The sequence below is a fragment of the Methanomassiliicoccales archaeon genome (assembly GCA_013415865.1).
Lineage (GTDB): Archaea > Thermoplasmatota > Thermoplasmata > Methanomassiliicoccales > UBA472 > MVRC01.
Genome location: CP058896.1, coordinates 758,896 through 785,445 on the forward strand (window position 1 = coordinate 758,896; position 26,550 = coordinate 785,445).

General features: G+C 50.1%; 25 protein-coding genes and 1 tRNA gene. 15 read left to right on the forward strand and 11 right to left on the reverse strand.

Annotated features, from left to right (window positions below; genetic code table 11):
- Positions 1-58: 58 nt before the first annotated feature.
- Positions 59-601, reverse strand: coding sequence for a hypothetical protein (locus HPY73_03720; protein QLH74645.1), 543 nt, complete (start codon positions 599-601; stop codon positions 59-61).
- 83 nt (positions 602-684) lie between these two features.
- Positions 685-2,148 carry an SLC13/DASS family transporter gene (locus HPY73_03725; protein QLH74646.1) on the reverse strand — a complete coding sequence of 488 codons (1,464 nt, stop codon included), beginning with the start codon at positions 2,146-2,148 and terminating at the stop codon, positions 685-687.
- A gap of 178 nt (positions 2,149-2,326) precedes the next feature.
- Between HPY73_03725 and HPY73_03730 the strand changes: the two genes are divergently transcribed.
- From HPY73_03730 to HPY73_03755, 6 genes are all read left to right on the forward strand, one after another.
- A complete protein-coding gene (locus HPY73_03730; protein QLH74647.1) occupies positions 2,327-3,298 on the forward strand; it encodes an NAD-dependent epimerase/dehydratase family protein in 972 nt (323 codons plus the stop codon).
- 38 nt (positions 3,299-3,336) lie between these two features.
- Entirely contained in the window at positions 3,337-4,530 is a 1,194-nt protein-coding gene (locus tag HPY73_03735; protein QLH74648.1) for a glycine C-acetyltransferase, read from the forward strand.
- 223 nt (positions 4,531-4,753) lie between these two features.
- Positions 4,754-4,996: a hypothetical protein gene (locus HPY73_03740; protein QLH74649.1), complete on the forward strand. Its 243-nt coding sequence runs from the start codon at positions 4,754-4,756 to the stop codon at positions 4,994-4,996.
- A gap of 142 nt (positions 4,997-5,138) precedes the next feature.
- A complete protein-coding gene (locus HPY73_03745; GenBank protein ID QLH75646.1) occupies positions 5,139-5,843 on the forward strand; it encodes a CDGSH iron-sulfur domain-containing protein in 705 nt (234 codons plus the stop codon).
- A gap of 488 nt (positions 5,844-6,331) precedes the next feature.
- Positions 6,332-6,790, forward strand: a complete 459-nt coding sequence (locus HPY73_03750; GenBank protein ID QLH74650.1) for a flavodoxin family protein — start codon at positions 6,332-6,334, stop codon at positions 6,788-6,790.
- A 336-nt stretch (positions 6,791-7,126) separates the two neighbouring features.
- On the forward strand, positions 7,127-7,612 hold the full coding sequence (locus HPY73_03755) for a CBS domain-containing protein (GenBank protein QLH74651.1): 486 nt from the start codon (positions 7,127-7,129) through the stop codon (positions 7,610-7,612).
- Positions 7,613-8,048: 436 nt separating this feature from the next.
- On the opposite strand, the gene dcm is transcribed toward HPY73_03755, so the two are convergent.
- The 3 genes from dcm to HPY73_03770 form a co-directional block, all read right to left on the reverse strand.
- Positions 8,049-9,317: a DNA (cytosine-5-)-methyltransferase gene (dcm, locus tag HPY73_03760; protein ID QLH75647.1), complete on the reverse strand. Its 1,269-nt coding sequence runs from the start codon at positions 9,315-9,317 to the stop codon at positions 8,049-8,051.
- A 64-nt stretch (positions 9,318-9,381) separates the two neighbouring features.
- Entirely contained in the window at positions 9,382-10,761 is a 1,380-nt protein-coding gene (locus tag HPY73_03765; GenBank protein QLH74652.1) for a DNA mismatch repair protein, read from the reverse strand.
- Positions 10,754-11,215, reverse strand: a complete 462-nt coding sequence (locus HPY73_03770; GenBank protein QLH74653.1) for a very short patch repair endonuclease — start codon at positions 11,213-11,215, stop codon at positions 10,754-10,756. Before HPY73_03770 ends, HPY73_03765 begins: the two co-directional genes overlap by 8 nt.
- 648 nt (positions 11,216-11,863) lie before the next feature.
- Here HPY73_03770 and HPY73_03775 point away from each other — a divergent pair.
- The 6 genes from HPY73_03775 to HPY73_03800 all read left to right on the forward strand — a co-directional run bounded on the left by HPY73_03775 (position 11,864) and on the right by HPY73_03800 (position 18,226).
- A complete protein-coding gene (locus HPY73_03775) occupies positions 11,864-12,283 on the forward strand; it encodes a hypothetical protein (protein QLH74654.1) in 420 nt (139 codons plus the stop codon).
- Positions 12,280-12,753 (forward strand): hypothetical protein, encoded by a 474-nt coding sequence (locus tag HPY73_03780; protein QLH74655.1) that lies wholly within the window; start codon positions 12,280-12,282, stop codon positions 12,751-12,753. The genes HPY73_03775 and HPY73_03780 overlap by 4 nt, the downstream gene beginning before the upstream one ends.
- 287 nt (positions 12,754-13,040) lie before the next feature.
- Positions 13,041-14,834, forward strand: coding sequence for a dynamin family protein (locus HPY73_03785; GenBank protein ID QLH74656.1), 1,794 nt, complete (start codon positions 13,041-13,043; stop codon positions 14,832-14,834).
- Between the two features lie 646 nt (positions 14,835-15,480).
- Positions 15,481-16,605 (forward strand): cation:proton antiporter, encoded by a 1,125-nt coding sequence (locus tag HPY73_03790; protein QLH75648.1) that lies wholly within the window; start codon positions 15,481-15,483, stop codon positions 16,603-16,605.
- Positions 16,602-17,033, forward strand: a complete 432-nt coding sequence (locus HPY73_03795; protein QLH74657.1) for a universal stress protein — start codon at positions 16,602-16,604, stop codon at positions 17,031-17,033. Before HPY73_03790 ends, HPY73_03795 begins: the two co-directional genes overlap by 4 nt.
- A 20-nt stretch (positions 17,034-17,053) precedes the next feature.
- Positions 17,054-18,226, forward strand: a complete 1,173-nt coding sequence (locus HPY73_03800) for an MFS transporter (GenBank protein QLH74658.1) — start codon at positions 17,054-17,056, stop codon at positions 18,224-18,226.
- A 639-nt stretch (positions 18,227-18,865) separates the two neighbouring features.
- Here HPY73_03800 and HPY73_03805 read toward each other — a convergent pair.
- The 5 genes from HPY73_03805 to HPY73_03825 all read right to left on the reverse strand — a co-directional run bounded on the left by HPY73_03805 (position 18,866) and on the right by HPY73_03825 (position 23,019).
- Entirely contained in the window at positions 18,866-19,924 is a 1,059-nt protein-coding gene (locus HPY73_03805) for a hypothetical protein (protein ID QLH74659.1), read from the reverse strand.
- A gap of 6 nt (positions 19,925-19,930) precedes the next feature.
- Positions 19,931-20,929, reverse strand: coding sequence for an ABC transporter substrate-binding protein (locus HPY73_03810; protein QLH74660.1), 999 nt, complete (start codon positions 20,927-20,929; stop codon positions 19,931-19,933).
- A 16-nt stretch (positions 20,930-20,945) separates the two neighbouring features.
- Positions 20,946-21,761 carry an ABC transporter ATP-binding protein gene (locus tag HPY73_03815; protein ID QLH75649.1) on the reverse strand — a complete coding sequence of 272 codons (816 nt, stop codon included), beginning with the start codon at positions 21,759-21,761 and terminating at the stop codon, positions 20,946-20,948.
- A 1-nt stretch (position 21,762) separates the two neighbouring features.
- Positions 21,763-22,647 (reverse strand): ABC transporter permease, encoded by an 885-nt coding sequence (locus HPY73_03820; GenBank protein ID QLH74661.1) that lies wholly within the window; start codon positions 22,645-22,647, stop codon positions 21,763-21,765.
- Positions 22,648-22,919: 272 nt separating this feature from the next.
- Positions 22,920-23,019: transfer RNA gene (locus HPY73_03825), tRNA-Glu, on the reverse strand.
- Between the two features lie 225 nt (positions 23,020-23,244).
- Here HPY73_03825 and eif1A point away from each other — a divergent pair.
- From eif1A to HPY73_03840, 3 genes are read left to right on the forward strand one after another with little or no spacing between them, the layout of a single operon-like run.
- The gene (gene eif1A / locus HPY73_03830; GenBank protein QLH74662.1) at positions 23,245-23,577 is read left to right on the forward strand and encodes a translation initiation factor eIF-1A; all 333 of its coding nucleotides are present in this window, start codon (positions 23,245-23,247) and stop codon (positions 23,575-23,577) included.
- Between the two features lie 17 nt (positions 23,578-23,594).
- Complete coding sequence (locus HPY73_03835; protein ID QLH74663.1) at positions 23,595-24,389, forward strand: serine protein kinase RIO; 795 nt, start codon at positions 23,595-23,597, stop codon at positions 24,387-24,389.
- On the forward strand, positions 24,386-24,928 hold the full coding sequence (locus HPY73_03840) for an RNA-processing protein (protein ID QLH74664.1): 543 nt from the start codon (positions 24,386-24,388) through the stop codon (positions 24,926-24,928). Before HPY73_03835 ends, HPY73_03840 begins: the two co-directional genes overlap by 4 nt.
- A 63-nt stretch (positions 24,929-24,991) precedes the next feature.
- Here the strand turns inward: HPY73_03840 and HPY73_03845 are convergent, their stop codons facing one another.
- Entirely contained in the window at positions 24,992-26,476 is a 1,485-nt protein-coding gene (locus HPY73_03845) for a hypothetical protein (GenBank protein ID QLH74665.1), read from the reverse strand.
- Between the last annotated feature and the right edge of the window lie 74 nt (positions 26,477-26,550).

Consider the following 26,550-nt stretch of genomic DNA (forward strand, 5'->3'; position numbering starts at 1 on the left):
ACTATAAAATTAACCGCTCATAAGGCTTGGCCTGAAAGACCGCGGGGCGAACATAAGGTCAGAGGATGTCCCTTTCGAGCTCCCTTCTCATCTTGCCGACATCTAGGATCTGCGATCTCTTGAGAAGCGCCATCCCCGCCCAGTCCCCAAGGATCTCTACGACGATGATGAGGTCCGGGTCATGAAGATCGACCTTCCCGGAATTGATCGGCGCGGTCAATCTTTCTATCAGGTCGGCAGAGTGTTCTCCAACGTGCCTCTTATGAAGATGGAGCATCCACCTGTCGTTCTTTCCAATCAGCTTGCCCCATTCCGCGGTCACCTTGGCCATCTCATCGATATATGCAGGCACCCAGGTCGTGATGGGGACCCAATGGTGTGTATGGATGAACTTCTCTGGATAATCCTTGCACATCGACCTCAGATCGAAGACCACCTTACGAGGGTCCTCGTTGACTCGCACCTCGAAAAGCCCCTCGAAATCGGTCTCCTCGATGCTGACCAGATGTGCCCCGACCTCCTCTATGTTCCTCCTTACCTCCTGTTCTGCATGCCCCTTTGCATAGTGGTCGTACGATACCAACATGTTTCCTGACGCCATCCGGCTCACCTAATTGATATTACTCCCCCGAGGGTTCTTCATGATTGCGGAAGCGAGCGCCCGAACTTAGCTGAGGGGATTTGTCACAATATGCCCACCAGGACGAACATATAGACCGTTAGGACTATCAGGAGCATGACCGGGAGACCGACCGCGAGACCAGACCTTGCCAGGTCGGCCCTTGAGAATGTCCCTGTGGAGAACGCGAGCGTCACTGGCGGAGTGCCGACCGGAGTCACCAGGGAGATCGATGCGACCATACCTACGACCAAGGCCAGATAGGTAGGTTCGATGTCCAGGGACCTGGAGGTCGATATAGCGATCGGCACAAGGATCGCGGCCGTCGCGGTGTTCGACAGAATGCTCGTCAAAAGGAACGTTATGAGGGCGAAGATCAACATGGTGATGAGCAATGGACTTCCTCCCGAAAATGATGAGACCGCATCGCCCATCCATTGGGCGGTACCTGTCTTTTCCAATGCCTCGCCGAGCGCAAGACCGGCCCCGATGATGAGGAAAACATCCCATGCGATGTTCTTCGCATCTTCCCAACGCACAGCCCCTATGAGGAACATGACCACCGCTGACATCAGCGCGATTATGCCAGAGTTCATGAGGCCGCCAGGTATGCCCAGGACATCAGCGATGTCCTCTCCGAACATCCATGCCAGTATAGTGAACGAGAAAACCACCAGGATGGCCTTTTCCATATGTCCGACGGGGCCGAGCTTCTCCCTCATCCTATCGACCTCAGCGATGTCCAGCCTTTTCTTCGGCGGACGAAGGACCTTTGGCAGCAGGAGTAACGCCAAGAGCAAGGACATCAACGCGACGGGCACGCCTATGACCGCCCAATCTATGAATGTCCAGCTGATCTCCTTTGCCAAAAGCCCAGAGGTTATTGCGTTCGTCGGAGAGCCCACTATCGTCGACAGACTGCCGAATGCGGTCGCCATGCTCACCGATATCAAAAGGAACCCAGCGACCTTCCTGCTATCGTTCCCTGCCTGAGATGCCACCGATGTCACGACCGGGATGAGGAGGGCGACGGTCGCCGTATTAGATATCCACATGGAAAGGATGGCAGCGGTGGCCATGAGGGCTACGGTCGTTCTCTTGAGGTCCCCTCCTGCTGCATGGACCAGGTAATAGGCGAGGCGCTTGTCCATCCCGTTGCGTCGGAAGGTCTCGGCGATGATCAATCCGCCGACCAACAGGTACACCACGGGGTCGGCGAACGGCGAAAGCGCTTCCTTTGGGGAGAAGATCCCAAAACCGACCAGAAGCACCGGCACGAGAAGGGCTGTCACTGCCAAAGGGACCATCCCGAAGGTCCATAACGTCGAAACGCAAACGAGGATGGCAAGGGAGTACCTCATCTCATCATTGAGACCGAGAGGCGCCAGCGATATCGCTGTGAGCAACAGGAACGGTATGATGATCGATATCAACATCAACCTTCTCGGCGGTATGCTGTTAAGAAATGAGATGAAGTGACGGACCGGCAGCTTCAGGTCCTCGGCGGACGGATGGTACACAGGGGCCATCTGCGGGGGATTTGCACCTGTCGGTAGATAGAGGTTTTCCTTATGGCGACATATCCGACGAGGTCCCTTACCACCATAGGACCGTAGGTCGGGCCGCTGATATCGCAAGAGATGGTCTCAATGGTGACTTGGAAAGGGTTTTTAAGGCCACCGGCCCTCACCACCCAGGAGTGGTCCGATGGGCGAAGGTCCGAAGAGGGTATTGGTCACTGGCGCCACTGGTCAGATCGGTTCAGAGCTTGTCCCAGAACTTAGGAAAAGATATGGAGGCCAGAATGTCATAGCCGCAGGTCACCGCAGGAGGCCGAGCGAGGAGATGCTGAGGTCAGGCCCCTACATCGAGCTTGACCTGACGGACCGGGCCGCGGTGATGGAGGCGGTGAAGGGCCACGACATCGAGGTCGTATATCACCTTGCTGCGATCCTTTCAGGTATTGGGGAGAAGGACCCCATGTACGCCTGGAATGTGAACATGAGCTCCCTCGTCAACATGTTGGAGGCGTGCAGGACCTGCAGGTGCGAGAAGATGTTCTGGCCTTCCTCGATCGCGGTCTTTGGGCCGAGCTCCCCGCGCCTGAACACGCCACAGGACGCTGTCCTCCTTCCGACGTCCATGTATGGGGTCACAAAGGTATCGGGGGAGCTCCTCTGCAACTATTATCACTCGAAGTTCGGTCTGGATGTCCGTTCGGTAAGATTCCCCGGGATCATAAGCTCAGAGACCCTTCCAGGTGGGGGCACCACAGACTACGCTGTTGAGATATTCCATCATGCCATCAGGAATGGGAGGTACAAATGCTTCGTGAGGAAGGACACCGTTCTTCCCATGCTTTACATGCCAGATTGCATCAAGTGCACATTAGGGATAATGGAAGCCCCTGCAGAAAAGGTCCGCAGACATGACGGCTACAACGTCACTGGAATGAGCTTCTCGGTCGAGGAGCTTGTGGAAGAGATAAGAAAACACATACCTGATCTCGAGGTGACCTATGAGCCGGACCATCGTCAGACCATAGCGGACAGCTGGCCGATGTCGCTGGACGATTCGGCCGCGAGAAGGGACTGGGGATGGTCCCCTGATTATGACCTTTCTCGGATGACAAGGGACATGATAGAGAGATTGACCTTTGGATTGAGGAGAAAGGGTTAAGACGGCCCTTCCGCCATCATTCTCATGGCCGTGATGAGATGAGGGACCCCACATCATTCTTGAGGCAGGAGTACGAAGAGCTCGTGAGGAACGACCTGGACTGGAAACTGCGCGAGCTGCAAGGACCTAGCACGCCCTGGTGCATGGTGGATGGCAAAAGGATGCTGATGTTCTGCTCTAACAACTACCTCTCGTTGAGCAACCACCCAAGGGTAAAGGAGGCGGCGATAGAGGCCATAAGGACCCATGGGGCCGGCTCGGGGTCCGTGCGACCTATCGCAGGGACCATGGACCTCCATCTGGAGCTCGAGAGGAGGCTGGCGAAGTTCAAGGGGGCGGAGGCCTCGTTGGTGTATCAGACTGGGTTCGCGGCGAACGCAGGCCTCATACCTCAGCTGGTGGGAAAGGGGGACCTTATAATAAGCGACGAGCTGAACCATGGCAGCATAATCGATGGGGTCAGACTGTCATCGGCCGAGAGGGCGATCTTCAAGCATGCTGACGTTGCTGACCTGAAGATGAAGTTAGAAGAAGCAGAGAAAAAGAGCGCTCCACCAAGGCGCATCCTTATCATAACCGATGGGGTCTTCTCGATGGACGGGGACATCGCCCCTTTGCCAGAGATCGCAAGGGCAGCGAGAGAGCATGGGGCGATGCTCTATGTTGACGATGCGCATGGGGAGGGCGTGCTCGGAGAGGGCGGACGCGGCATAGTCTCCCATTTTAAAATGCCCCGGGACCTGGTCCATGTTGAGATGGGGACGTTCTCCAAGGCCTTCGGGGTCGTAGGAGGTCATATCTCAGGGTCAAGGGACCTCATCAACTTCGCCTTGAACAGGTCGAGGACCTGGCTACTGAGCGGTTCGCATCCTCCCGCAGTGGTGGCCGCATGCATCGCCGCCATCGATGTGCTGGAGAAAGAGCCAGAACATGTCATGAGGCTCTGGGAGAACACCCGATATTTCAAGAATGCCATGACCTCTTTGGGCTTCGACATCGGAAAGAGCGAGACACCGATCACACCGATAATGGTCGGCGAGAGCTCGCTGGCCAAAAGGATGAGCGAAGGCCTGATGCGGGAAGGGGTCTTCGCATTGCCTATAATATTCCCTATGGTCGCCAGGGACAAGGCGAGGATAAGGACCATCATGAACGCTGCGCTGGAGCGGAAGGATGTTGATTTTGCCATCGCGGCATTTGAAAAGGTAGGAAGGGAGCTCAAGATCCTCTGATCTCGTGACCTTATTTAGGGTGGGGGAATATCGTTAAAATTTTTATAGAATAAATTAATATATATTTATTGAATAAATTAAAATAATTTATTATAGCATTATTCTTTACAATTGACAATAACAACGATAGATAAATCAATTAACACCTAAAAATAGTTAGATTATTAATACCTGTTAAGGAAATGGAATTTGGGGTTTTTCACCCCTAAAGGAGGAGAAAGATATGGTTGAAGTGACCACGACCTTCGATGTTCCGGACGAGATAATCCCGGAATTGAAGAAGAAGTATGCATCGGAGAAGGACAACGACCTGCGCGTTACGAGGGCCAACCCTTCGAACCCGCCATACTATGCGTTCGGCGACCCCCGGGCAAAGCCTGAGCCTTTCAAGTTCGAGGGCAAGGAATATTGGGTCTACAAGGTCTCAAAGGGCCGGAAGATGAACTGGGTCTACGATCACGAATGAGCGTGTCCTTCGAAAAGGGGCCTGTCGCCCCTGATATTTTTTTATCATGATCGGTAGCGACCTTTTAACCTCTCTCCGATCGATTTAAAATAATCTGTGCTCAAATGATTAGAAAGAGGTAGGGCAGATGAACACTGAGGAAATGAGGCCGAGCAAGAAAGGGAAGGTCGTCATCAGTAAGAACGGCCCATATCTGGTCTCAGGAGGACTGCCTCTCTCCAAGCAGATCATCTTGGTCGGTCGTGACAATGAGCCAGAGTCTTGGATGGAAGGCGATAGGTACCCTGCCCAAGAGGAATATTCGCTCTGCAGGTGCGGAGGCTCAAAGGAGAAGCCTTTCTGCGATGGTTCCCATATAAAGAAAAGGTTCTATGGTAAGGAGACGGCATCCGCGTTGCCGTATCTTGATGTTGCGATAAGAGTGACGGGCGAAGACCTGGTCCTGACGGACGCGGAGGATCTGTGTGCAGGAGCCCGGTTCTGTCATAAAGGCCGGGGCACATGGGAGATCGTTGAGAGCTCCGAGGATGATGAGGAAAAAGGGATCGCGATCGATTCTGCGATGAAATGCCCTTCAGGCCGGCTGGTGATATGGGATAAAAGGAGCAATGAGCCGCTAGAGCCTGATTACGAACCCTCTATCGGGATCATCGAGGACCCGCAGGAGGAGGTGAGCGGACCCATCTGGGTCCGAGGAAGGGTCAGGATATTCTCAGAGGAGGGGCGCCGTTACGAGGTGAGGAACAGGGTGACCCTTTGCAGATGTGGTGCATCCAGGAACAAGCCCTTCTGCGATGGTGGGCACAGAAGGATACGGTTCAATGACGGGGACAGGTCTTTGGGATGACCGTCGGTCGCTAGATGGACTGGCAGATTGAGCTTTTTTGACCTTCAGGTCCTCTTTGGATATATTTGGCCTATCGGGCCCAGCTACCAATGCTATAATAAATGCAGACGCCACGAATTATGTGAGGGTCGATCTCGGTTGCCTCATATCTTTCACGCAAGAAGGTGTGGCCGTCAGATATATGAACGAGGATTTTGCATGGACCCGTCGTAGAGATCTGGGCCATATCAGTCCTTTTCTTCTTTCTCAATTATCTTGTCTGCCACGAGGACACATATGATCCATGGCAGACGCTTGAGTTCCATAAAAAGGTGCTGGGATGCGTATTTGCTTTAGCTTCCCTGTGATTCAGACCATGGAGACCATTCCAAGGTACCTAAAGGTGTTCCAATCACAATTTCATGAAAGAATGATATGATTATCCAGAAACGTGCTGCCTTCGGCAACCTATATTATCCCATGAACATCTTTCTCATCAGGGGATAGTGATGAGGGCGTTATTGATATATGACTCAGTATCAGAAGCAAAAGTGACCGGTAAGGTCGCAGAAATGATAGCCAGTGAGATGAGGTCCAATGGGGCTTCCGTCGATGTTCTGTTCGTAGAGGATGCTGGTAAGGTAGATATTAAAAGCTATGACCTCCTCGTGCTGGGGGCCCCGACGATGGCATGGAGGCCTTCCCCCAGGATGAAAAAGTTCCTGGCATCGATGACGGACGGCCTTGACGGAAGAGCCGCGACGACCTTCGACACGCAGTTCGAATCGAGGTTCGCTGGCAACGCAACGAGGCACATGGAGAAGGCCCTTAGGAAGAAAGGGATGAAGATCGTGGTTCCTTCCCTCGTCGCCTATGTGGTGAGCAAGGACAAGTTGTATCACCTCAGGGAGGACCAGGCCCAGAAGATCTCCTCTTGGGCAAAAGAGCTTGTGAAGGCTGTCAAATGATCATAGGCAGAGGTATGATGAGACCATAAGGTCCGTTACAGAAAGGAGATCTCTTCTGGCGACCGCCATGAGAGGCAAAAAATTCCAAATCTTGAACACTTGTCCATTCATTCGATGTGGACAGGGTACGGGCAACGATGGCCTGTTTTTCCATGGTCCTTCGGCCAACTATTTACAAAGTTCGTCCTGAAGGTTGATCACAATGCTGTAGAAGAGATGACATCGGCTTAATGGGGTCATGAACGTCTGTCTGTAGGTCCTCATTCCGAGCCTCAAGATGAGTTGGAAAGGAACGCCGTGGAAAAAATTAATTACATCGTGGCCGTTGAATTAATTATGCCATATAGAGATAAGAAGTTCAGCGAGCTGCTTGTCGCGGATGTTTATGATAAATTGGTGCTCAAAGCATCTCAGGTCAAGAGCGGGGCGATGATCTATGATGCAATCGAGCAGATGATCAGCAACATGTCAAGGAAGGCATATGTTGTCGATGAGGAGGGGAGATATCTAGGTACCATAAGCACAGAGACCATCCTGAAGCTCATAGGCTACAGGGTGGGCGTGAGGGATTCGAGCAGCCTTTCGTTCTATAGGTTCCTTAGGGACATATTCAAAGAAGATGTGAACAGCATAATGGCCAAAGGCAGGACTGTTACGAAGGAGACGCCTCTTACAAAGGCGCTCAAGATAATGTTGGACGACCATCTCAACGACCTCCCCGTTGTGGACGAGAACAACAGGTTGATAGGCGAGCTTGTCAGCCTTGAGCTCTTCATTGAAGGTAAGAAGGTATTTATGGAACGTGATGAGGGTTCAAGCTGACCATTTTTTGGCTCAGAGGGTTGAATACATCGTTTCAATATGTGCTTTGAATAGGGAGGTAGAGCACCCACTTCCATATTCTTTGATTGGAGAGGCCGATGGTCCTGATGAATGGATGTGATTTGCGCATTTGCCCTGAGTACAGAGAATGATTTATCAGCCAAGACCATGGGGCATCTGATAGATGAGTTAATGATGATGTTCTTTCAGGGCGTTTGATAATTACAGAAATGCTATCCCATCGCTGGTCTGCTTCTGTACCCTGATTTTTTTAAGAGATGCCCAGAAATAGAGCATACTTCCATCAGCGAGCTTCTAAGGTTCCCTAAATATGAGGTTAAATTGAAAAAAAGTTCATAATGATGGCAAATGGGTCATGATGCCAAACCGCATCCTGCCTATGTTCGTTTCCTAATGACGGTTCATTTTTAATTGATCAAAATTCATCAATCCGTTTGACCCTTGAGGATACCTTTGGGTCGTTTATAATCTCCATAAGTCGCTTCCCCATGATCTCTACCAGACCCACGACCAAAGCATTGCCCATACAGAAATAGCGCCATCTTGTTGGCATCCCCAGCGTCCAATTGTCATCAAAACCATTCAATCTCTCACACTCAACCGGCGTCAATATCCTGTAACGACCATTCGTTGGATCTAGGATTATATGGCTGACCCGATTCGGTCTCTTGTTACCATCGCTTGTCAGTAATGTCCTCGAAGGCTCGTCCAATCTGTCAGGAAATGGTATAGCGCCTTCTGTGTAATGATACTCGTAGCCATTCTTATCCTTCCGATATTCAGCTTTTGCACCTTTGCAGTACCTCCACGTTTTTTTATTTATTGTATCGGATCCCTCCTCACCTATGTCCCCTTCATTTACATAGAACTCATCATCAGCATCAGGCACAAGAACGTCTCTCAGGGTCATCTTCCTTCCGTTGAACTTTGGAATTACATTGCAGGTCTGTATCTTACCCCTTACCATGTATCCAGAATTTTCAAATTTGAATTTGAAATTGTCAGAAATGGATTGTAGGTCCTCTTCAAGGATGGCGGATCTGCACTCCCCGTTCAATTTGACCTTGAAAGAAGGTGCGAAGAAACCCTGTGATAATATCACCTTCTCGGCTGGTGTGCTTTCATAAAGCGCCTTTATGACGGACTTAGGTCTTGTTGCAAAGATAAAGGTCCTCCTCCGTTTTTGAGGGAACCCATAATCTGCTGCATTGATGACCCTCCATTCTACCGCATAACCTAGCCTGTTCAGACATCCCAAGATCATTCCGAAATCTCTTCCACGCTGACCTGTGGGGGACTTCAGCAACCTATCGACGTTCTCAAGAAGGACATAAGGGATTGGTCTCCCAGCATGGACCTTCTCTTTTAAAATCCTATCAATGTCCCACCAAAGGACGCCCTTCTTTCCTGTGATGCCGTTTGCTTTTGTTGTTGCAACTGAATAATCTTGGCATGGAAAACCTCCGACAAGAAGGGTAGCATCTGGTATATTCCGAACTTCGACCTTTGAGATATCTAAGTTCAAACAGATGCCTGGATAGTGCCTATTATAGCATTCAAAGGCATGCTGGACCTTTTTCCCAGGCTCCCATTGGTCGGCCCAAACCACCTTCCAACCACTCTTACTGAGACCGAGGTGAAAACCCCCCACGCCTGCAAAGAGCTCGATTACAGTTGGTTCCATCTGTTCAAGTTGAGGCCCTATCCTTATGAATAATTTTCTGATGGGGTCAGTGTAAGTGTGGGAATCATCTATTATCCAATGTCCAGGGGACAGCGCCAATCTGTTTTTCTATATAGGAGCGGTTCAACCAAAATGACCTTTTTACCTGCTTGCTTCCATCAGGTGCGGTGATAGTGTCGCGGGCCGTTCTTGCATGTGGTCTCACATGGCTCACCTTGTTGTCCGTGCTTTTTGGAAGTTCTGGATACTTGCCATCTATGATGCATTTCTTTGTGTCACTCCAGACCTTTCTCACTTCTTCTAGGTCCTTTGGCGGTATTGACCAGAACATGACCTTTTTCAAATGTTTTATTCCTCTTTCGTCCTTCTGATATATAACAAAGAAAAATCTCTTTACGAACATCTCGCGGATTTGCGATGTATCCCAATCATCCTCTTTGACTATCTCGTCATATCTGAATGCGGGGAATGAGATATGCTCTTTGATTTTGCCATTCGCCTCCACTGTAATGCTTCTCAGCGTTATGTCCGCTTTTTCGAACTCTATAATCCGCTTTTTGACGCCTAAAATTCGACGTGTTAGAAGGTCGTTTATATTCTTTGCCCTACTATTCACATCAAAATCAAATTTCTTACCAATCGCTACCACATCCCATCCAATATACGGATTGAATCTTTCAATTACAATTTCTTCAAATGAGTCGTATCCCTTTGGTAGGCCTTGTTTCACGATGGAGTCCTGTTGCAATATATTCTCCTTTTTTTGTAAATATTGGATAATGGAGTTTACATAGCTCTGTTTGAATGAGAACGCCCTTTGCATCGCCTTTTTTTCCGAAAATGGCTGATCTCTCAATGAATTGGAGTCTTTACCTTTAGTGCATGCAGCAAGATACCTTGTCATGCCCTCATGAATTTCATGTGCCTTTCCTGCCATTACCATTTCTTTTATGTCTTCCCAATCCTTCTTGATGACAGGAAGATCCTCATTTGGTATACTCCAAAGGTCTGCCAGGACCACTTTCAGGTCCTTTACAGGCTTGTCTTTCTCATGCAAATAAAAAACAACCAATAATCTTGCATTCTTCTTGAGGAAAGAGGAATTTTCAAAGATTTCGTCCTTCAATGAATGGTAATTGATGATGCTCAGGACCATTCTTTCTTTTGCTTTTATCCCTTTTGCTGTTTTTATGACCGGGCTTGATTTGAGTTCTATGCCTGCTTCACGAAAATCAGGAACGCTCTCATTGAAGTTCTCCTGAATCCCAAAATATTCTCGCTCCAAGATTGTGCCAAACCCTCCCTTTGATGTTCTAGTAGTGTGTTCGTCAGAACCTCCATCCACGGATGTGGGAAGAACGGACCTTAGGGTTTTATTTACTATTCTTTTGGCCATCGAAAGTATGATGGACTGGTCCTTGATCGATTTAGAATCGTCATTCATTTTCCTTCACCAGATTGATGATCATATCAACGACCATTTGGATGTCCCTTTTAATTTGACACTCCCATATTACCAAGGGCGTCCATCCGATTGCCTCTAATTCCTTTTTCACCTCGGCATCCCTTTTGATGTTCTTTTCAAATTTATTTTGCCAGAAATCAGAATGAGATTTCGGGACGGGCAAATTGCATAATGGACATCTATGCCAAAAACACCCATTCACAAATATGGCGACTTTCTTACGAACGAATGCAATATCAGGTCTTCCAGGGAGTTTTCCATAACTGACCCTATATCCATAAATTCCATTTTCTCTCAATTTCTTTCTCAGCTTTACTTCGGGACCGGTATCTTTTCCTTTATTAGATCTCATACAGACGGATGTGCTCTCGGAAACAGGGATAGGGCACCTTCCATCCCTAATAAATGACTTCGTCCTTCTCCTCTTCTTCATATTCTCCTATGGAATTCAATTAAAATCCTTAATATTTGCCGCCTTTATTAAAACACCCCAATATGTTGGACTTATATTATCAATATTATTTGATGGACAAAATATAGGCGATTTTATTTTGACAGTTGAAAAGAAATGCATTAAATCTGGAAGACATGGATGTCCAGTTATCAGAGTAGAACTTCAAGTTTGAAGGGCAGACCTGCCTTGATGCGTAGTCCATCAAACATTCAGAAAACATGACCGCCTTCTGTACCCATTCCAATTCTCGGATGCATACGAAGTATCTGATTGTGTGGCGCATCCGCATTCTTGCGAACATGTTCCCGTTCTCTACCCATGAAAAATAGGTCTGTCCTACCGCTAGTTCCTAAATGCAATCTTATCCTCTGCTACCTTGAATGGTAGATATCCATCGCCATTTGATACAGATACAATATCTTGACCACATTGACCAATTAGATATTTCTATGGGAATTATTACCAATGAATCCACACACCGAATGTAATTGTAAAAAGATGTGTTAGAACGTTAAGGGGCGTTATAGAAAAAATGGTTTGATCCCTGTGACCATCTCCGTTAAATATGCCATCAGCCCCATAAATGATGAAAATAGGTCATTTCAACTAAAATGGTGACAATCAACTATGATAAGACATCTGAAAAAGTACATCTTGAGCTCATCCAGAGAGGATGACAGGTCTGCCACGGTTAACATTTCAAAAGAAGATTGGCAGGATTATATAGCAATGGTCAAGGAAGGTGTGCCGCTCGATGTCTCACCTGAGACGCTCATATCGATCGGTTCAAAGGTCCTGTTAGACGAAACGAACTATGAAGGACAGTCCTTCCTCCGTTCTCCACACCAGGAATTGGAAAAGCTCCGAAGGGAATGCATGGTCCTTGATAAGATGATAGAGGACGAGGTGATGATTGGTGATGAGCAAGAAAGGTCCCTGAACGAATATCTGGAAGACTGTGCGACCCTACAGTATTATCTCGAGATGATGGAGCTCTTCGTAGCGAGGATGAAGAAAATGAGCCGGAAGGAAGGTGCTGAGAGTTGAGAGAAGGCCAAGTAAGCATGTCGACGGTCGATGTCCTCCTGAAAGAGGATCTGGCCAAAAAGGTGAAGAAGGTCGCCCTCAAGAAACGTGTGAGCTTCAAGACCGCCTTGGACATGTGTTATTCCGTCGGGCTTGAGAGATCATTGCGGTCGCGAGATGCCTGGAACGACCTGGCCAAAGAACAGGGCCTATATGATGAGATCGTCCGAGCAAGGGCGGAAAAGGATGAAAAATTAAGACGGGTCATGGACCATCGCTCCCGGAGCGTGTCTAAGAAATTCGATGGCTATGAAGGGTTCAACAACGTCACAACGATGCTCATATCATACCTGGGGAAGCGCGCAGAGGCGGTGCAGCTTAAATCGCAATTGGAAAAGAAAGGGATAAAGGTTGACATAAGCCCAGGTGAGGTCCCGAACCTGGATGTGCTGACCAGGAGATATCTTTTCAAAGATAAAAAAAACGGATGATGCCTGAGACCATATGCGGTCGGTATCAGATGCGTATCGAACTGATACCCTGTAAAAAATTCCTCAATTATAATACCTCACGACTGCATAATTCTCATATACTGACCTCATGATGAAGAAAAGACTGGTGATGGGGCCCACCTTTAACCGCCTGGTGCGAGCTGATGGCTTCTATCTTTCAATCGCACCTATGATAAAAGGTAGGTCCCTATGACGACGAGATCTGTGAGAATGGAGCGATGGGCCCTCATTATAAAGACCGCCTTCATCCGCCTATCTGTCCTTAGATGGTCTGGAACACCTCTGGGGGCCTGACCATGATATCGTCCACCGCTCTGAAGGAGTTCGAAGGTCGGAAACTTGCTATTTTGGACGTGGCCGGAAGGCTCGAAGAGGCTGCAACGGTGTTGAGGGCAGATATCGCCAGGTCAAGGATCAAGGATATAAGGACCAAACTGCAGGATGAACGGTTCAACATCGCGGTGGTCGGCGGCTATAAAAGAGGAAAGTCGACCTTCGTCAATGCCCTTCTGGGCTCTGAGATACTTCCAACAGGTATCGTCCCGTTGACGAGCGTGATAACGAAGATCGTGAGCGGAGATAAGACCCAGGTGACCGTGGTCTTTCAAGATGGAAGGCAAGAGAAGATCGCGATCAGGGACCTAGGACAATATATCACAGAGAAAGGAAACCCTGGGAACAGGTTGAAGGTCAGTGAGGTGGAGGTCACCTTTGATACAGGCGATCTGAAGGAGGGTGTCACCATCGTAGATACACCAGGCATCGGATCGACATTTATTGAGAACACCAAGGTCGCCCATGGGTTCATCGACCAAGTAGATGCTGCAGTGTTCGTGATAGGTGCCGACCCTCCGATAGGTGAGGCAGAGATGGAGTTCTTGAAGATGGTCGGCAGGTCGGTGGACAAGATCTTCTTCGTTCAGAACAAGATCGATGCGTTTTCAGATGGCGAGTGGATGGAATCATTGGATTTTTCCTCGACCATGATAAAGGATCACCTTGGACTAAAAGAGGTCAAGGTATATCCTCTCTCGTCCAAGTTGGCCTTGGACGCCAAGAAGAGACAGGGTAGGGCACAATGGGAGGCCAGCCGTTTCGAGCAGTTCGAAAGGGATTTTGAGAGATTCTTGGTGAATGGAAAGGGAGATGTCGTGCTCCATAACGCCAGGTCACGATTGCTGCGGATAGCGTATGACCTGAAGGATGCTGTCACGTTGGAGATCGATGCTACGGAACATTCCATCGAAGAATTGCAAAGAAGATTGGATTGGCTTGATCAACAGAACAATCATGCAGTTCTGAGAATGAAAGAGGCGGCGTATATCATAGATGGGATGGAGAAAGATGTGTCCAGCTCGGTCACTGCCGATATCGCGCCATTTATCGGATCGAATAAAGACCGAGCTGTAGATCTGCTTAAAAGGAGGCTCGATGGGATCAGCAACGACCTAAATAAGGAAGATCTCCTCAATATGGTGACAAGTGAGATGGCCATCACTATCGATGAGGTCCTGGAGCCTTTCGTGAAAGAGCAAAGCTCGAAAGTGACGGGGACCTTCGAGCTCGCCGCAATAAGATTTAAAAAAGAGGCGGATGAGATCATCAGGTCGGTCCGTCAGGAGGTGGCCGAGGCTTTCAACATCAGCCTGTGCAAAGATGTGAGGCTCCCTGACTTCAAACAAGAGACAAGGTCTTGGCTCGATATCAGACCTGTCATCTCATATGACCTGTTGTTCGTCGGTGAGGTCCAGAGCGCACTACCCCGGAAGTTGATGAGGCGTATCGTTGAAAAAAAGGCCTTGAAGATGATAGAGGAGGAGCTCGAGAAGAACGCGGGCAGATTCAGATATGACCTCGTGAGCCGACTGTCTGAGAGCTGCCAAAGGCTGAAGGACGAATATCAGGGAAATCTGAACGAGGTCGTATCGACCATCGATAAAGCATTGAGGTCTGGTATCGAAGATAGGCAGCGGACAAAGGAAGATGCGATGAAACGCAAGGCGCTCTTGAGGTCAGAGCTGACAATCCTATGCGACATCGTAGATGAACTGGAAAGATAGAAATGTCATGCTGGACCATCCTTTCTTTGGACGGATAGGTCTTGATGATAAAGTATTAGATAATGAACAAAAGAGAGGTCCTGATGTCGTCTCACACATAATTAAAAAAAAATAGACGCGTAGGAAGGTCAAACCACCATCGCCAATAAGCATAGGTGTGGGGTGTGATGAGGTCCCGGGGCATTATCATCAAGCGTTCTGAGATCTGCCTTCTGGATAATTCAGCTCCCGATCTTCTTGGAAATCGGACAGATGATGATCGGGCCAGGACAAAGGCCGTGTACCAGTTCCAAAGATAGACAGGGTCCAAGGTTCCTTTTAATATCATCGATCAGCAGATTTACCATGAACTTGGACCGTGATTGCCATCCTGCCACATTTTTTGCTGATCGAAGAGGGCAGAGGTTCTCTGGGGGTGCAACTATAAGGCTTGTCAAGGCCCATGACCTTCACCTGTCTGGAGGTCTTGACCTCAGCGCTTTTATCATAATTATACTAGGGCCCGAAAATATAATTCTGACCAAATCAGAATTACAATCGAAAGAATTATTATATTGTGTCAATGTCCCCAGCCTGGTGATGAGGCTCACCATCAACTGCCTACCAATGGCTGATAGCTTCTACCTCGTCCTTAGGTGAGCTGATGATCGACTCCACCGCGTTGCTGGTCGTGCTGGTTACAGCGTTCATAGCTTCATTGATGTCCATCCGGTTGGGCATTTCGGTCGCTATCTTGGAGATCGTGCTTGGAATAGTGCTTGGTAATGTGCTGGGAATGGAGAGCGCCGACCACGAATGGTTGGCGTTCTTGGCCGGCATCGGGAGCGTTGTGCTCACCTTCCTTGCGGGGGCAGAGATAGACCCAGATGCGATGAAGAAGGACCTGAAGGGCAGTCTGGTCATAGGCACCCTTTCGTTCTTGGCCCCTTTCCTTGGGGCCCTTGCATTCGCCTATTACGTATTAGGATGGGCGACGCAGGCCTCTCTGATAACGGGGATAGCCCTCTCCACGACATCAGTGGCAGTTGTCTATATCGTACTGGTCGAGGCCGGTACCAGCAAGACGAGGACCGGCTCTCTTATATTGTCCGCATGCTTCGTCACTGACCTCGGGACCGCTTTGGCCTTGAGCCTGCTCTTTGTTCAGCCGAACTACAACATCATCTTCCTATTGATAGCGATCGTGATCGTAAGCGTCTATGGTCCGAAGGTTATCGACCGGGCGATAAGATGGATAAAGGGAAGGGGTGGGGAGGGCGAGGTCAAGCTGCTGTTGGTATTGATAATCGGACTTGGGGCCTTGGCAGAGGTCGCAGGGGTCCATGCCGTCCTTCCAGCATACATCCTGGGCCTGGTCACGGCAAGGGTGATGGGGAACAACAAGACGGCCCTGCAGAAGCTCAGGACCGTGTGCTTGGCGATGTTGACTCCAATCTTCTTCATCAATGCTGGTATGAACGTGTCCGTCGCCGCGGTGGTCTCCGGCATCGGTCTCATAGCCGTGCTGTTCGGTGTCAAGGTCATAACAAAGTTCATAGGGGTCCTGCCCGCCACAAAATATTTTGTCGGCAGAGACAGTGTCTATATAACGTTGCTCATGAGCACTGGACTGACCTTTGGGACGATCTCTGCACAATATGGATTGAACAGCGGCATCATCGACGAGATGCAATTCTCGATACTGGTGATGGTCGTTGTCCTTACAGCGGTGATACCGACGGTATTCGCCCAAAAGATGTTCAGTCCAAAGTTCGAGGGGGGGAATAGGTGATGGAGAGCGATAGGTTGATCAAACGACTGTTGGTCGCGGTGGACGGGTCTCAACAAAGTTATAAAGCGGTCCGTTATGCGTCCGAAATCGCGAAAAGCACTAACGCGGCGATGACGCTGTTGGCCGTCGTCGAAGTGATAGACGCTCCGGAATTGATGATGGCAGACCACATCAATGGTGAAAAGGCGGCAATGGATTCTGCGTTGGAGGAGGCTGCGGAGATGGCGATCTCTTACGGTGTTGAGGCCAAGACGGTCATCCGTCATGGCAATCCAGCCGATCAGATACTCAGATACGCAAAGGAGGAGGGGGTCGATATGATAGTCACAGGCAGCAGGGGCCGGGGCGATGCCAAAGGTCTTATCATGGGGAGCGTGTCCAGGGCCGTCACTAAAAGGGCGGACATACCGGTCCTGATAGTCCGTTGAGCAATGGTGGTCTGAACTTAATGGCGATCGGTCTTAACGCTCATCTCTCGAAGAGGACGGCCTTTTCCTTCATCATCGTGATGGGGATAGTAAGTCTGCTTGTCGATCTGGTGTATGAGGGTGCCAGGAGCATCACGGGCCCTTACCTGTCAATGCTTGGCGCCAGCGCGGCCGTGGTCGGTTTCGTCGCAGGGTTCGGGGAGCTGGCCGGCTACGGGCTGAGATATGTATCGGGGGTGCTCAGCGACCGGACCAAACAATACTGGCTGATAACTATCGCCGGTTATTCCATGAGCGTTATCGCGGTCCCCTTACTCGCTTTGGCCGGGAGCTGGGAGCTGGCAGCCGTGCTCATAGTGACGGAAAGAGCAGGGAAGGCCATACGGACCCCCGCCAAGGACACCATGTTGTCCCATGCCACGTCCGTGGTCGGACATGGGCGGGGCTTCGGGATCCACGAGGCCATGGACCAGACAGGCGCTCTCATTGGTCCGATGATCATCGCCGTGGTCCTTTTCCTTGGTGGCAGCTACCAGGCAGGATTTGCCCTGATGGTCATCCCGGCCATTATGGCCCTGGTCGTTCTGCTCTATGCCCGCCACTACTATCCGAACCCGAGAGGTTTCGAGGGGAGCAGAGAGATAAGGACGGAGGGCATCCCTAGGTCATTCTGGTTCTATCTGATGGCAGTGGCCCTGGTTGCCGCTGCCTTCGCTGACTTCGCATTGATGTCGTTCCATTTCGAGAAGACGGGCCTGGTGGACATGGTCTACATACCGATCTTCTACGCGGTGGCGATGGGTGTCGATGCCATCGCCGCCCTCGCCTTTGGGCGCTTGTATGACAAGATAGGTCTACCGGTGCTCGCCATGGTATCAATGATCTCGGCGTTCTTCGCTCCTTTGGTGTTCTTGGGCGATATCTACATGGCGCTGATAGGAACGGTGCTGTGGGGCGTGGGGATGGGGGCGCAGGAATCTGTGATGAGGGCGGCGGTGGCAGAACTGGTCCCGCCAGACAAGAGGAGCACTGGGTATGGTATATTCAATCTAGGATACGGCGTCTTCTGGTTCATCGGGAGCGCGATAATGGGCGTGCTCTATGATGTCTCCATCGTCGCGTTGGTGGCGTTCTCTTTCGCTTTGCAGGTGGCGTCGGTCCCGATATTCCTCAGACTGAAAAGGTCTAAATGAGGTCTCAGAGAGCGTGATTAACGTTACATTTCGCATGTCAGAAGGTCATGTTATGATTGGTAGAAATGGGAGTGACCATCGACATTGAGATGCTATTGGTCAACGTCAATGAATATACCGGAGTTTGTTCAAGTTCTGATGTGTTTTATGGTAACGCTAGGATGGTTCCTAATTAATTTCTAGCAGATGGTCTTTGTAGATTTTTTTCCCAATGAAAAGTGGATGGGTCAAGGAACGTGGTGTTCTTACCTCTCGATATCCATGAAAGGGTCTGATGCAGGAAAGATGTCAATGGTTTTCATTTTGTCATCCACCCGACACCGAATGAAAGGTAAGGACCTTGATGCGTCGTGATGCTTCTCGGATAATCATGGAGTCGGAAATTATATTCGGTTCCCCCAATCTCAACCGTATCAAACGCGTGTTTTACCATTGTTTGGACCAAGGACGATAATAGGACAATATCGGTTGAAGGGAGGGCGTGACCACAGCTGATATTCAATTTATCTTTCCTCATCATGTGTTACCAAGGAATGTCGACCTTGTCCAGTGGTGGTCCCCTTGGCGGCAGAACCTCAATAAGTTGCATCATATGATCATCCAATAATAGAATTGAAAGATAGGTGGAGGGTGTGTTGATCAATAGTCCCACTTATGAGAGGAATAGGCTTTGCACGCGCGCATCATTGCGTCCACATGGGAAAGAGGCATACCTCGGTGCAGAGAGCAAGAGCACATGAAGATATATCCTCCCCCAGGAGAGCAGGCGTTAAGGTATTCTTTCGTTTCCCGCTCGATCTTCTCTTCCGGGCCCAAGAGCAGCGTTGTGAAGACGTTGAGGCCTCCCAATTCACACACCCTTCTCTGACATACCCTTTTTAGTAAAACCAGATCGTTCTCTTCCCCAAACTGGATCCCTTGCACACCTGTGTCAATACATTCGTCAACCAATGACAGATTCTCTTGGGAATGGAATATGCCATGCGGATGGAAGATGGTTGGCAAGCCCAACCCCATAGCCTTAGATCTAAGCTTCCGGACCCCCGGGAGGGAGTACTTTCTAAAGGCCTCTTGTCCGAAAATGGTGGGATTGTCGGTCGATGATGCTAAGAAGCAAGTCCCTGCTCCTCTTTTAGCAGCCTCCTCCAAGAAGGATATGGAGAGTTCGACCGATAGCCGTGTGACTTCACGGGCCATGGTCTCGTCCAGATAGATGTCCAGGGCGTATCTTTCCATACCTCGTAGCAGCGCAGCCTTGGTCATAGGACCCTCGATGTTGCACACCACCTCCGCCTCTTCGGACAGGGAACGTGAGACCAGCTCGTAAGATCGGAGAGCCCCCCGATATGGATCCTCGCTCATTGTCTTAGGCTCTATCATGTCCTGCCAATCGTCCGATTCCAGTGGATGCCTGAGCACGGATGGGATCCCATAATCTGTGAACTTGATCTCCCCTCCCAATGCCAGGGCGTCGAATCCCACGTAATGTATGCATCCTACGACGGCATCCTGCCTAAGACGTCGATGTAAGGAGAGGATGGAATGAGCCGATCTTTCAGGATCGTAGGGAGGGGCGCAAACTTCGGGTGTTGTATAGCCGGCCTCATCCATTCCGAGGGTCAGGTCTCGTAAAAAGACGGGGACCGTATCTGGGGTTCCCAGCTCCAAGGCCGTCTGGAACCTCTCTTTTCCATTCATCACTTTTCACTCCTCGACCCTCGCCACCATAATGACGTTTTCAATGGGTATGAAACCCTGCGCCATTCTGGCCTCGAAGTCAGGTATAGCCGAGATCTTACCGCTCGAAAGGAGGAAGTTTGCGGTCTGATGAAGGCTGCCCAGGTCTGTTTGGTTGAACCCGATGCTAAAAAACTCGCTGTTCATGCACTTCTTCGTCTCTTCGAGGGTGAGGCCTATTTTCTGAGCGCAGATGGCCGCGCTCTCCTCGTAATTCTGGTTGATGAACGCCACTGCCTTTTGTAAGGCCCTGACCGCCGCCTTCACCGCCTCGCCCTTCTCTTGGATCGCCTTCTGTGATGCCATGAAGATCATAGGGAATGTATTGGATAGACCACTAGAATCGCCGATCTGATGGACCTTGTCCCCGCATAATTTTTCAACATTGGTCGGCCATGGTTCACTCCCGGCCATGGCATCGATCTGTTCGGTCTGCATAGCGGTCGGCATGTCCGAAGGGCTAATGGGGACCAAGGTCACTTTGGAAGCGTTGACCCCGTTAACGCTCATCCATTGCAGGAAAGAGCCGTGGGTGCTGGACCCCATCTGTATCCCGACCTTTTTTCCCTCGAGGTCCTTCGGCCCCAAGATGTAATCCTGGCCAATGTATCGGTGTATGCCCTCCCCTCCCGAGTAACGACAGATTATCCTCGCTCCTGGATTTTTATCTAATAGCATTATCGCAGGTGCATCCCCCATAGCCCCCACCTCCGCCGCCCCGGTCATAATGGCCTCGGCTGACTGGATGCCCCCGGTGACAACCATGGTGGTGATGTTCAAGTTCTCTTCCTCGAAGTATCCCTTCTCTACTGCAACGATAAACGGCTCATAGTTGATCTTGTTAGAATACGTGATCACAAGGTCCATTTTTTTGCTTGAGTCTTTCCACATGAGAAGAGCTGTCCCTACGGAACCGATGACAAGCAATGCTATAATCGCCATCCCGATCAAGTACGATTTCTTCATTCATATCCCCCCATCGTCACTTACCTTCTTTCATCTCGATAGAAATTATTTTTTGAGTATTGGAAGCAGGTTTATAGGCGCAGGAGCAGGTACCAAGATTGGCCGATATCTCTTTTTGAAGGGCCTTGAACTCCGGTGATGTCGGGTCTCTCGGCCATTTCATGCTTATCATCCACTCTTTTGCGATCCGACCTGGTGATGGGGACATCAATACGATCCTTGTGCCCAAAAAGATCGCCTCTTCGATGTTGTGGGTCACAAATAAGATGCTCTTAGCGCCCATCTGCCACAGGTGTCTGACCTCGTTGTCCAAATGTCTGCGGGTCTGTTCATCTAAGCTCCCAAAGGGCTCATCCATTAGCAACACCTGAGGGTCCATGGCCAAGGCTCTGGCGATGGCCACGCGCTGCTTCATCCCCCCAGAAAGCTCATTTGGTCTTGAATCTGAAAAGGCGGACAGCCCTACCATCTCCAGGGCAGAAAGTGCCCTCTGCTCACGACGATCATGGTCTTTCTCGACCCCCTTCAAAACAAAATCAATATTCTCTAGGACGCTCATCCATGGGTATAGACTGAACTCTTGGAACACCACGCTTCTATCTGGACCAGGGCCAACGATCCCCTCGCCCTTGAATAGCACATCTCCTTTGGTGGGCTTTTCAAAACCCGCGGCAATGTTAAGGAGCGTGGTCTTTCCGCATCCACTTGGACCTATCAAGCATACGAACTCGCCCTTTTCGATCTTGAGGTTGATGTGGCTAAGCACCACCAATCCCTTACCTCTCCGCTCATCGAGGAAGACCTTGCTAACGTCCTTTAGCTCCAAAATAATATCAGCCCCTATCCAGGCCCAAACGGTCCATGATCTTGTCCTCCAGAACCGTGAAGAGCGTTTTTTCCACGATAAGCCCGATCAAGCAGATTACAAGTATTGAGACAAATGCCGATACATAGTCCAGGTCATATCGCGACTGAATGATAACATACCCCAGTCCCAGGGCTACGCCCACCACCATCTCGGCCGCTATAAGGACCCTCCATCCATTGGCCAGGCCGATTCGCAGTCCATTGATTATCGACAGGGAAGAAGCTGGAAGCAGAACGCGAACAAAGGTGCGAAATTGGCCTGCTCCCGACATCTGGGCAACCCTCTTATGAACCTGTGGGACCGCCCTTATTCCTCCAGACGTGTTGATAACAATGGGAGGGAATGCGGTCATGAATATCATGAAAATGGTCGCTGTCTCACCAAGACCGAAAATGAGCATGGCCATTGGTACCCAAGCTAGTCCTGGTACCATCTGCAAGATGTATATCGAAACGATCGATAGCTGATGTGCCCTCTGCGAAACCCCCAATAAACACCCTAGAGAAATACCGACGGCCACTGCCAAAATGTAAGCTGTCCCCCATCTGTACAAACTGGCTACAGTATGGTCGGCGATGCTCTTACCTTGAATTGGGGTACCATTGATCGCCTCTGCGAACACTTGAAAGGTTTCCCAGGGACGAGGAAAGTACACTCCTTTTGTCGCAGCAACGATCTCAGCCACTACATACCAGATGATAATAATAATTGTCACGCCAGCTATGATCCCGATAACATTTCCTTTAAAACAATCGTACTTATTTTTATGAAATGTGAAGATGGATTCGCCTTCCTCAAGAGCCTGGAGCGCCCTATCTTCTGCCTTAATAGAAGTCACAGCCCCACCCATTTCATAATCAGCCCTTACCCGTTGATTATTTTAATAAATAATAAACATTTATCTCAATAAATTTTAAAATATTTGTAATAATTAAGATTATACTACAACAATATCTGGATAACAATAAATGATGATATAAGAAAAACAAATAAGAGAGTGAACGTTACGTGGGGTAAATTATTATCATAGTGATTATGTATTAATAGTCATATAGATGTAGTATTAATCCAGCATTAACCCCTAGATGCGCTAAATTGTAAATTCCCTAAATTTGATAAAAGTGCTCCCGCCGGGATTTGAACCCGAGTCGTTGACTTACCTCCGCGGATAAGTCACCGCGCCGAAAGGCCAACATGATTGACCGGACTACACTACGGGAGCGTTGCCGCGACAATCTTGGATTCTCTACTTAAACCTACCGAACTCTGATTTTTGTTCCTATGTCGCCGATCGAGTCCCCGGACCTGCTCGTTGGCCATCTTCGTTTCGTATGCGATGGGCTGGTGGTTTTCTAGGCATATTTTTATTTCATTCCGTCAAAGGAAATCCTAATTCCTTATATACTCGTTCAGTTTATGCATGGCCAATATCTCCTGGAGGTATTGATTGAGTCCACCTTACGAAGAAGTGCAGTCTGGCGAAGAGGTCATAAAACTACGTTACCCTAACAAGAAAGAGGGAGAGATCTTCGGAATAGCAGACCAGCTGCTGGGTGGCTCCAGGATCCGTGTGATGTGCGCAGATGGAGTTGCGCGCATGGGGCGCATCTCGGGCAAGATCCGAAAGCGCATGTGGATCCGGGAGGGAGACCTTGTGATAGTGACCCCATGGGACTTCCAGGACGACAAGTGCGAGATCACGCACAGATATACCAAGACCGAGGCCGCCATATTAGCAAGGAAGCGCGTCCTCCCAAAGGCCTTTGAGAACATGTTCTGAATAGTCGGTGATCATCGATGCCAAAACGCTTTCAGGAGGGGAAGCGTCTCGAACACCATCTCGAGTCCCTCCGTCTTTTCCGCTCCGAGGAGAGTTCTGAGGAGACCAGGAAGGTCCTCGACGAGGTCTTCGACCAGCGCACCATGCTCGCCATCTATAAGTTCATGACAGGCGGGCTCATCGACCATCTTGATTTCCCGATCTCGACCGGCAAGGAGGGGAACGTCTTCCGGGCCACGACGCCCGAGGGCGGTCATGTTGTGCTGAAGATCTACAGGATCAACACCGCCACATTCCATTCGATATCAAAATATATCGAGGGGGACCCTCGGTTCAAAGGGCTTAAGGGCTCGCACCGCAAGCTCATCTACGCATGGTGCACGAAGGAGTTCAAGAACCTGACAAGGATGCTCGATGCTGGCATCAGGGTGCCTGAGCCGTATGACTTTCACGAGAACATTTTGCTCATGGAATATATCGGCAGCGAGGAGCGACCTGCCCCTGCCCTTAGGAGCGTTGAGCTTTCCCCCGATGTGGCAAATGAGTTCTATGATGAGGTCCTCAAGTTCATCAAGGCAGCATACAGGAAGGCCGGCCTTGTCCATGGGGACCTGAGCGAATATAACATCCTTGTGCATGAGGGGCATCCGTGGATAATTGATTGCGGTCAGGCCGTGACGACCGACCATCCGAACGCTGACGAGCTCCTGTTGAGGGACGTAAAGAACATCAACCGATACTTCCGTTCTTTGGACGTAAAGGTAAAGAGCGATGAGGAAATCATGCGGACCGTCAAAGGTGTGATAAAATGAAGGGCGCCCGTATACCCAAAGAAAGGATCGGAGTGCTGATAGGCAAAGGGGGCGAGACGAAGGCCTACATTGAAGAAAGGGCTAAGGTCAGGCTCTCGATCGACGCCGAGGGGGAGGTGCTCATCGACGATTCCAAGATCGAGGACCCTTTGATACAGTTCAAGATAGTCGACATCGTCCGTGCCATAGGAAGGGGCTTCTCTCCTCAACATGCCTACAGGCTGTTCGATGATGATGAGTACTTCGAGCTCATCGACATCGACGAGTATGTCGGGAAGAAGCCAGACCAGCTGGCCAGGGTCAGGGCCAGGGTCATCGGTTCCGGAGGGAAGACCAGAAGGCTCATCGAGAACCTGACCGGCGTCAATATTTCCGTCTACGGCGACACCGTTGGCATCATCGGGAACAGCGTCCAGATGCCAATAGCAAGGACTGCGGTCGACATGTTGTTGAGAGGCAGCGAGCACTCCACCGTCTACAGCTATCTTGAGAGGAACAGGAGGACGTTGAGGATAGCCGAGATGGGGTTTGAACCCTGAACTTACCGATATTCGTCGCAGATACTTCGGACAAAAGATAAAAAATAAGGGGTTTGAGGGGGGTCACTTTTTATCATAATATTTCGACCAGTCGTTCTCATCCTTTTTGGCCTTTGAATCAAAGGTCCCTGGTCCGTTCCTGCCTTTCCTCCTCGTGAGGGCTATCGCGCCGACCGTGACCCCGCCCGCACAGACCGCACCTAGGATTATCAGGCCGATGTTCTCGCTCAGGAACGAGCCTCCCTCAACAGGGAGATTGGACGATGACACAAGGTCGGTCGTGGCCTCCGTCGATATCGACGGGTCCTGGACGATCGACCCCCCAGCGGGGAATGACATGCCCATCAGAGCGATGAATCCTGTGAACGAGCTGCCCCTGAAGTTCATGGCGGCAATCGGTCTGCCCGCAACGACCTGTGCCCTCACCTGCTCCTCTTCACCGTTCACCATGGTGGTCTGGACCCATTCAAACCTTGCTATGTCCGTGCTCTGTCCCCGGAATGTGAGCATGTTCGTGTTCAACGCCTGCTGCTGGATGCTCACGGGGCCCGTCGTCCCGTTCATCGGCTCATCCCATCCGTTCGCCCACATGGAACCCTCTTCGCCCATGGAAGCGATCATATGTCTGAGCTGCCAGGTATTGATGTTCGGTACATCATTGGCAGGAATATGATTGGCCACTATCAGGCCGTATTCCATCAATAACATCGGCGCTTCATTGGATGGGTCTAGGTCCCATCCCTCGATGTCCTTGTCCCACTTGACATCATATCTTGTTATGTTCCCGCTGAACTGCGCGGTCTCGCGCAGCTGCACCTTGTTGATGTATCCAGAGTTCCTCAGTGTCACCTCATATTGCGGAACGGATATATCATCGGAGTGTTCCGTTGCTACCCTCAGGTTGAAGGTGAGGTTGACCTTGTCAAGGACCCCGTTCCCAACGTTGGTATCGACCCCATTGGAGAGGGCCTGATACGGCAGACCATAGGCCGTCAGACTGAACGTCCATATGATGGTCCCATTGTCCTCAGAATTTTCGACCTCGGACCTCTCCCATGCCGTCGAGAGGTCGACCCGCTTGACCAGTTCGTCCTGGCCCCCGCTGACAGGCTGATAGCTGCTGAACGAGCCGGTGTCCGGGTTAAACATCCTGGTGTAGCTGGCCACCCCGTTCCCGTTCCCATCATCGAACTCGAATATGCTGTCAAGCTTTACCGCTTGGATGGTATAGACCTTGACAAGCTTCTCCTTTGCCAACGTCACTCCTTGGGCATTGATGAACGTTGCCGAGCCCACATATCTCGACATCAAGGTGACAAGATATATGTCGTTTGGACTATCCTCTGTCCCCCAGATCACCCCAAACCGTGCATCGTCCCCGAAACGCACATAGAAATAGTCCCCTCCACCCAGGTCTGTGGTGGTCCCTGTCTCCACTTCGATCTCTGAGCTCATGCCTACCGGTCCTTCGGACGCTGCGGGGACCGATAGAAAGCTCACGCAGAGCAAGGCCATAATGCCTATTATGATCACGTGGTCGGTCTTCATTTTAAACACCTGTTTAGGACCACCGACAAAGAGGGTATAATAACGTCATCGGTCCTTTCGCCTTATTTTCATCA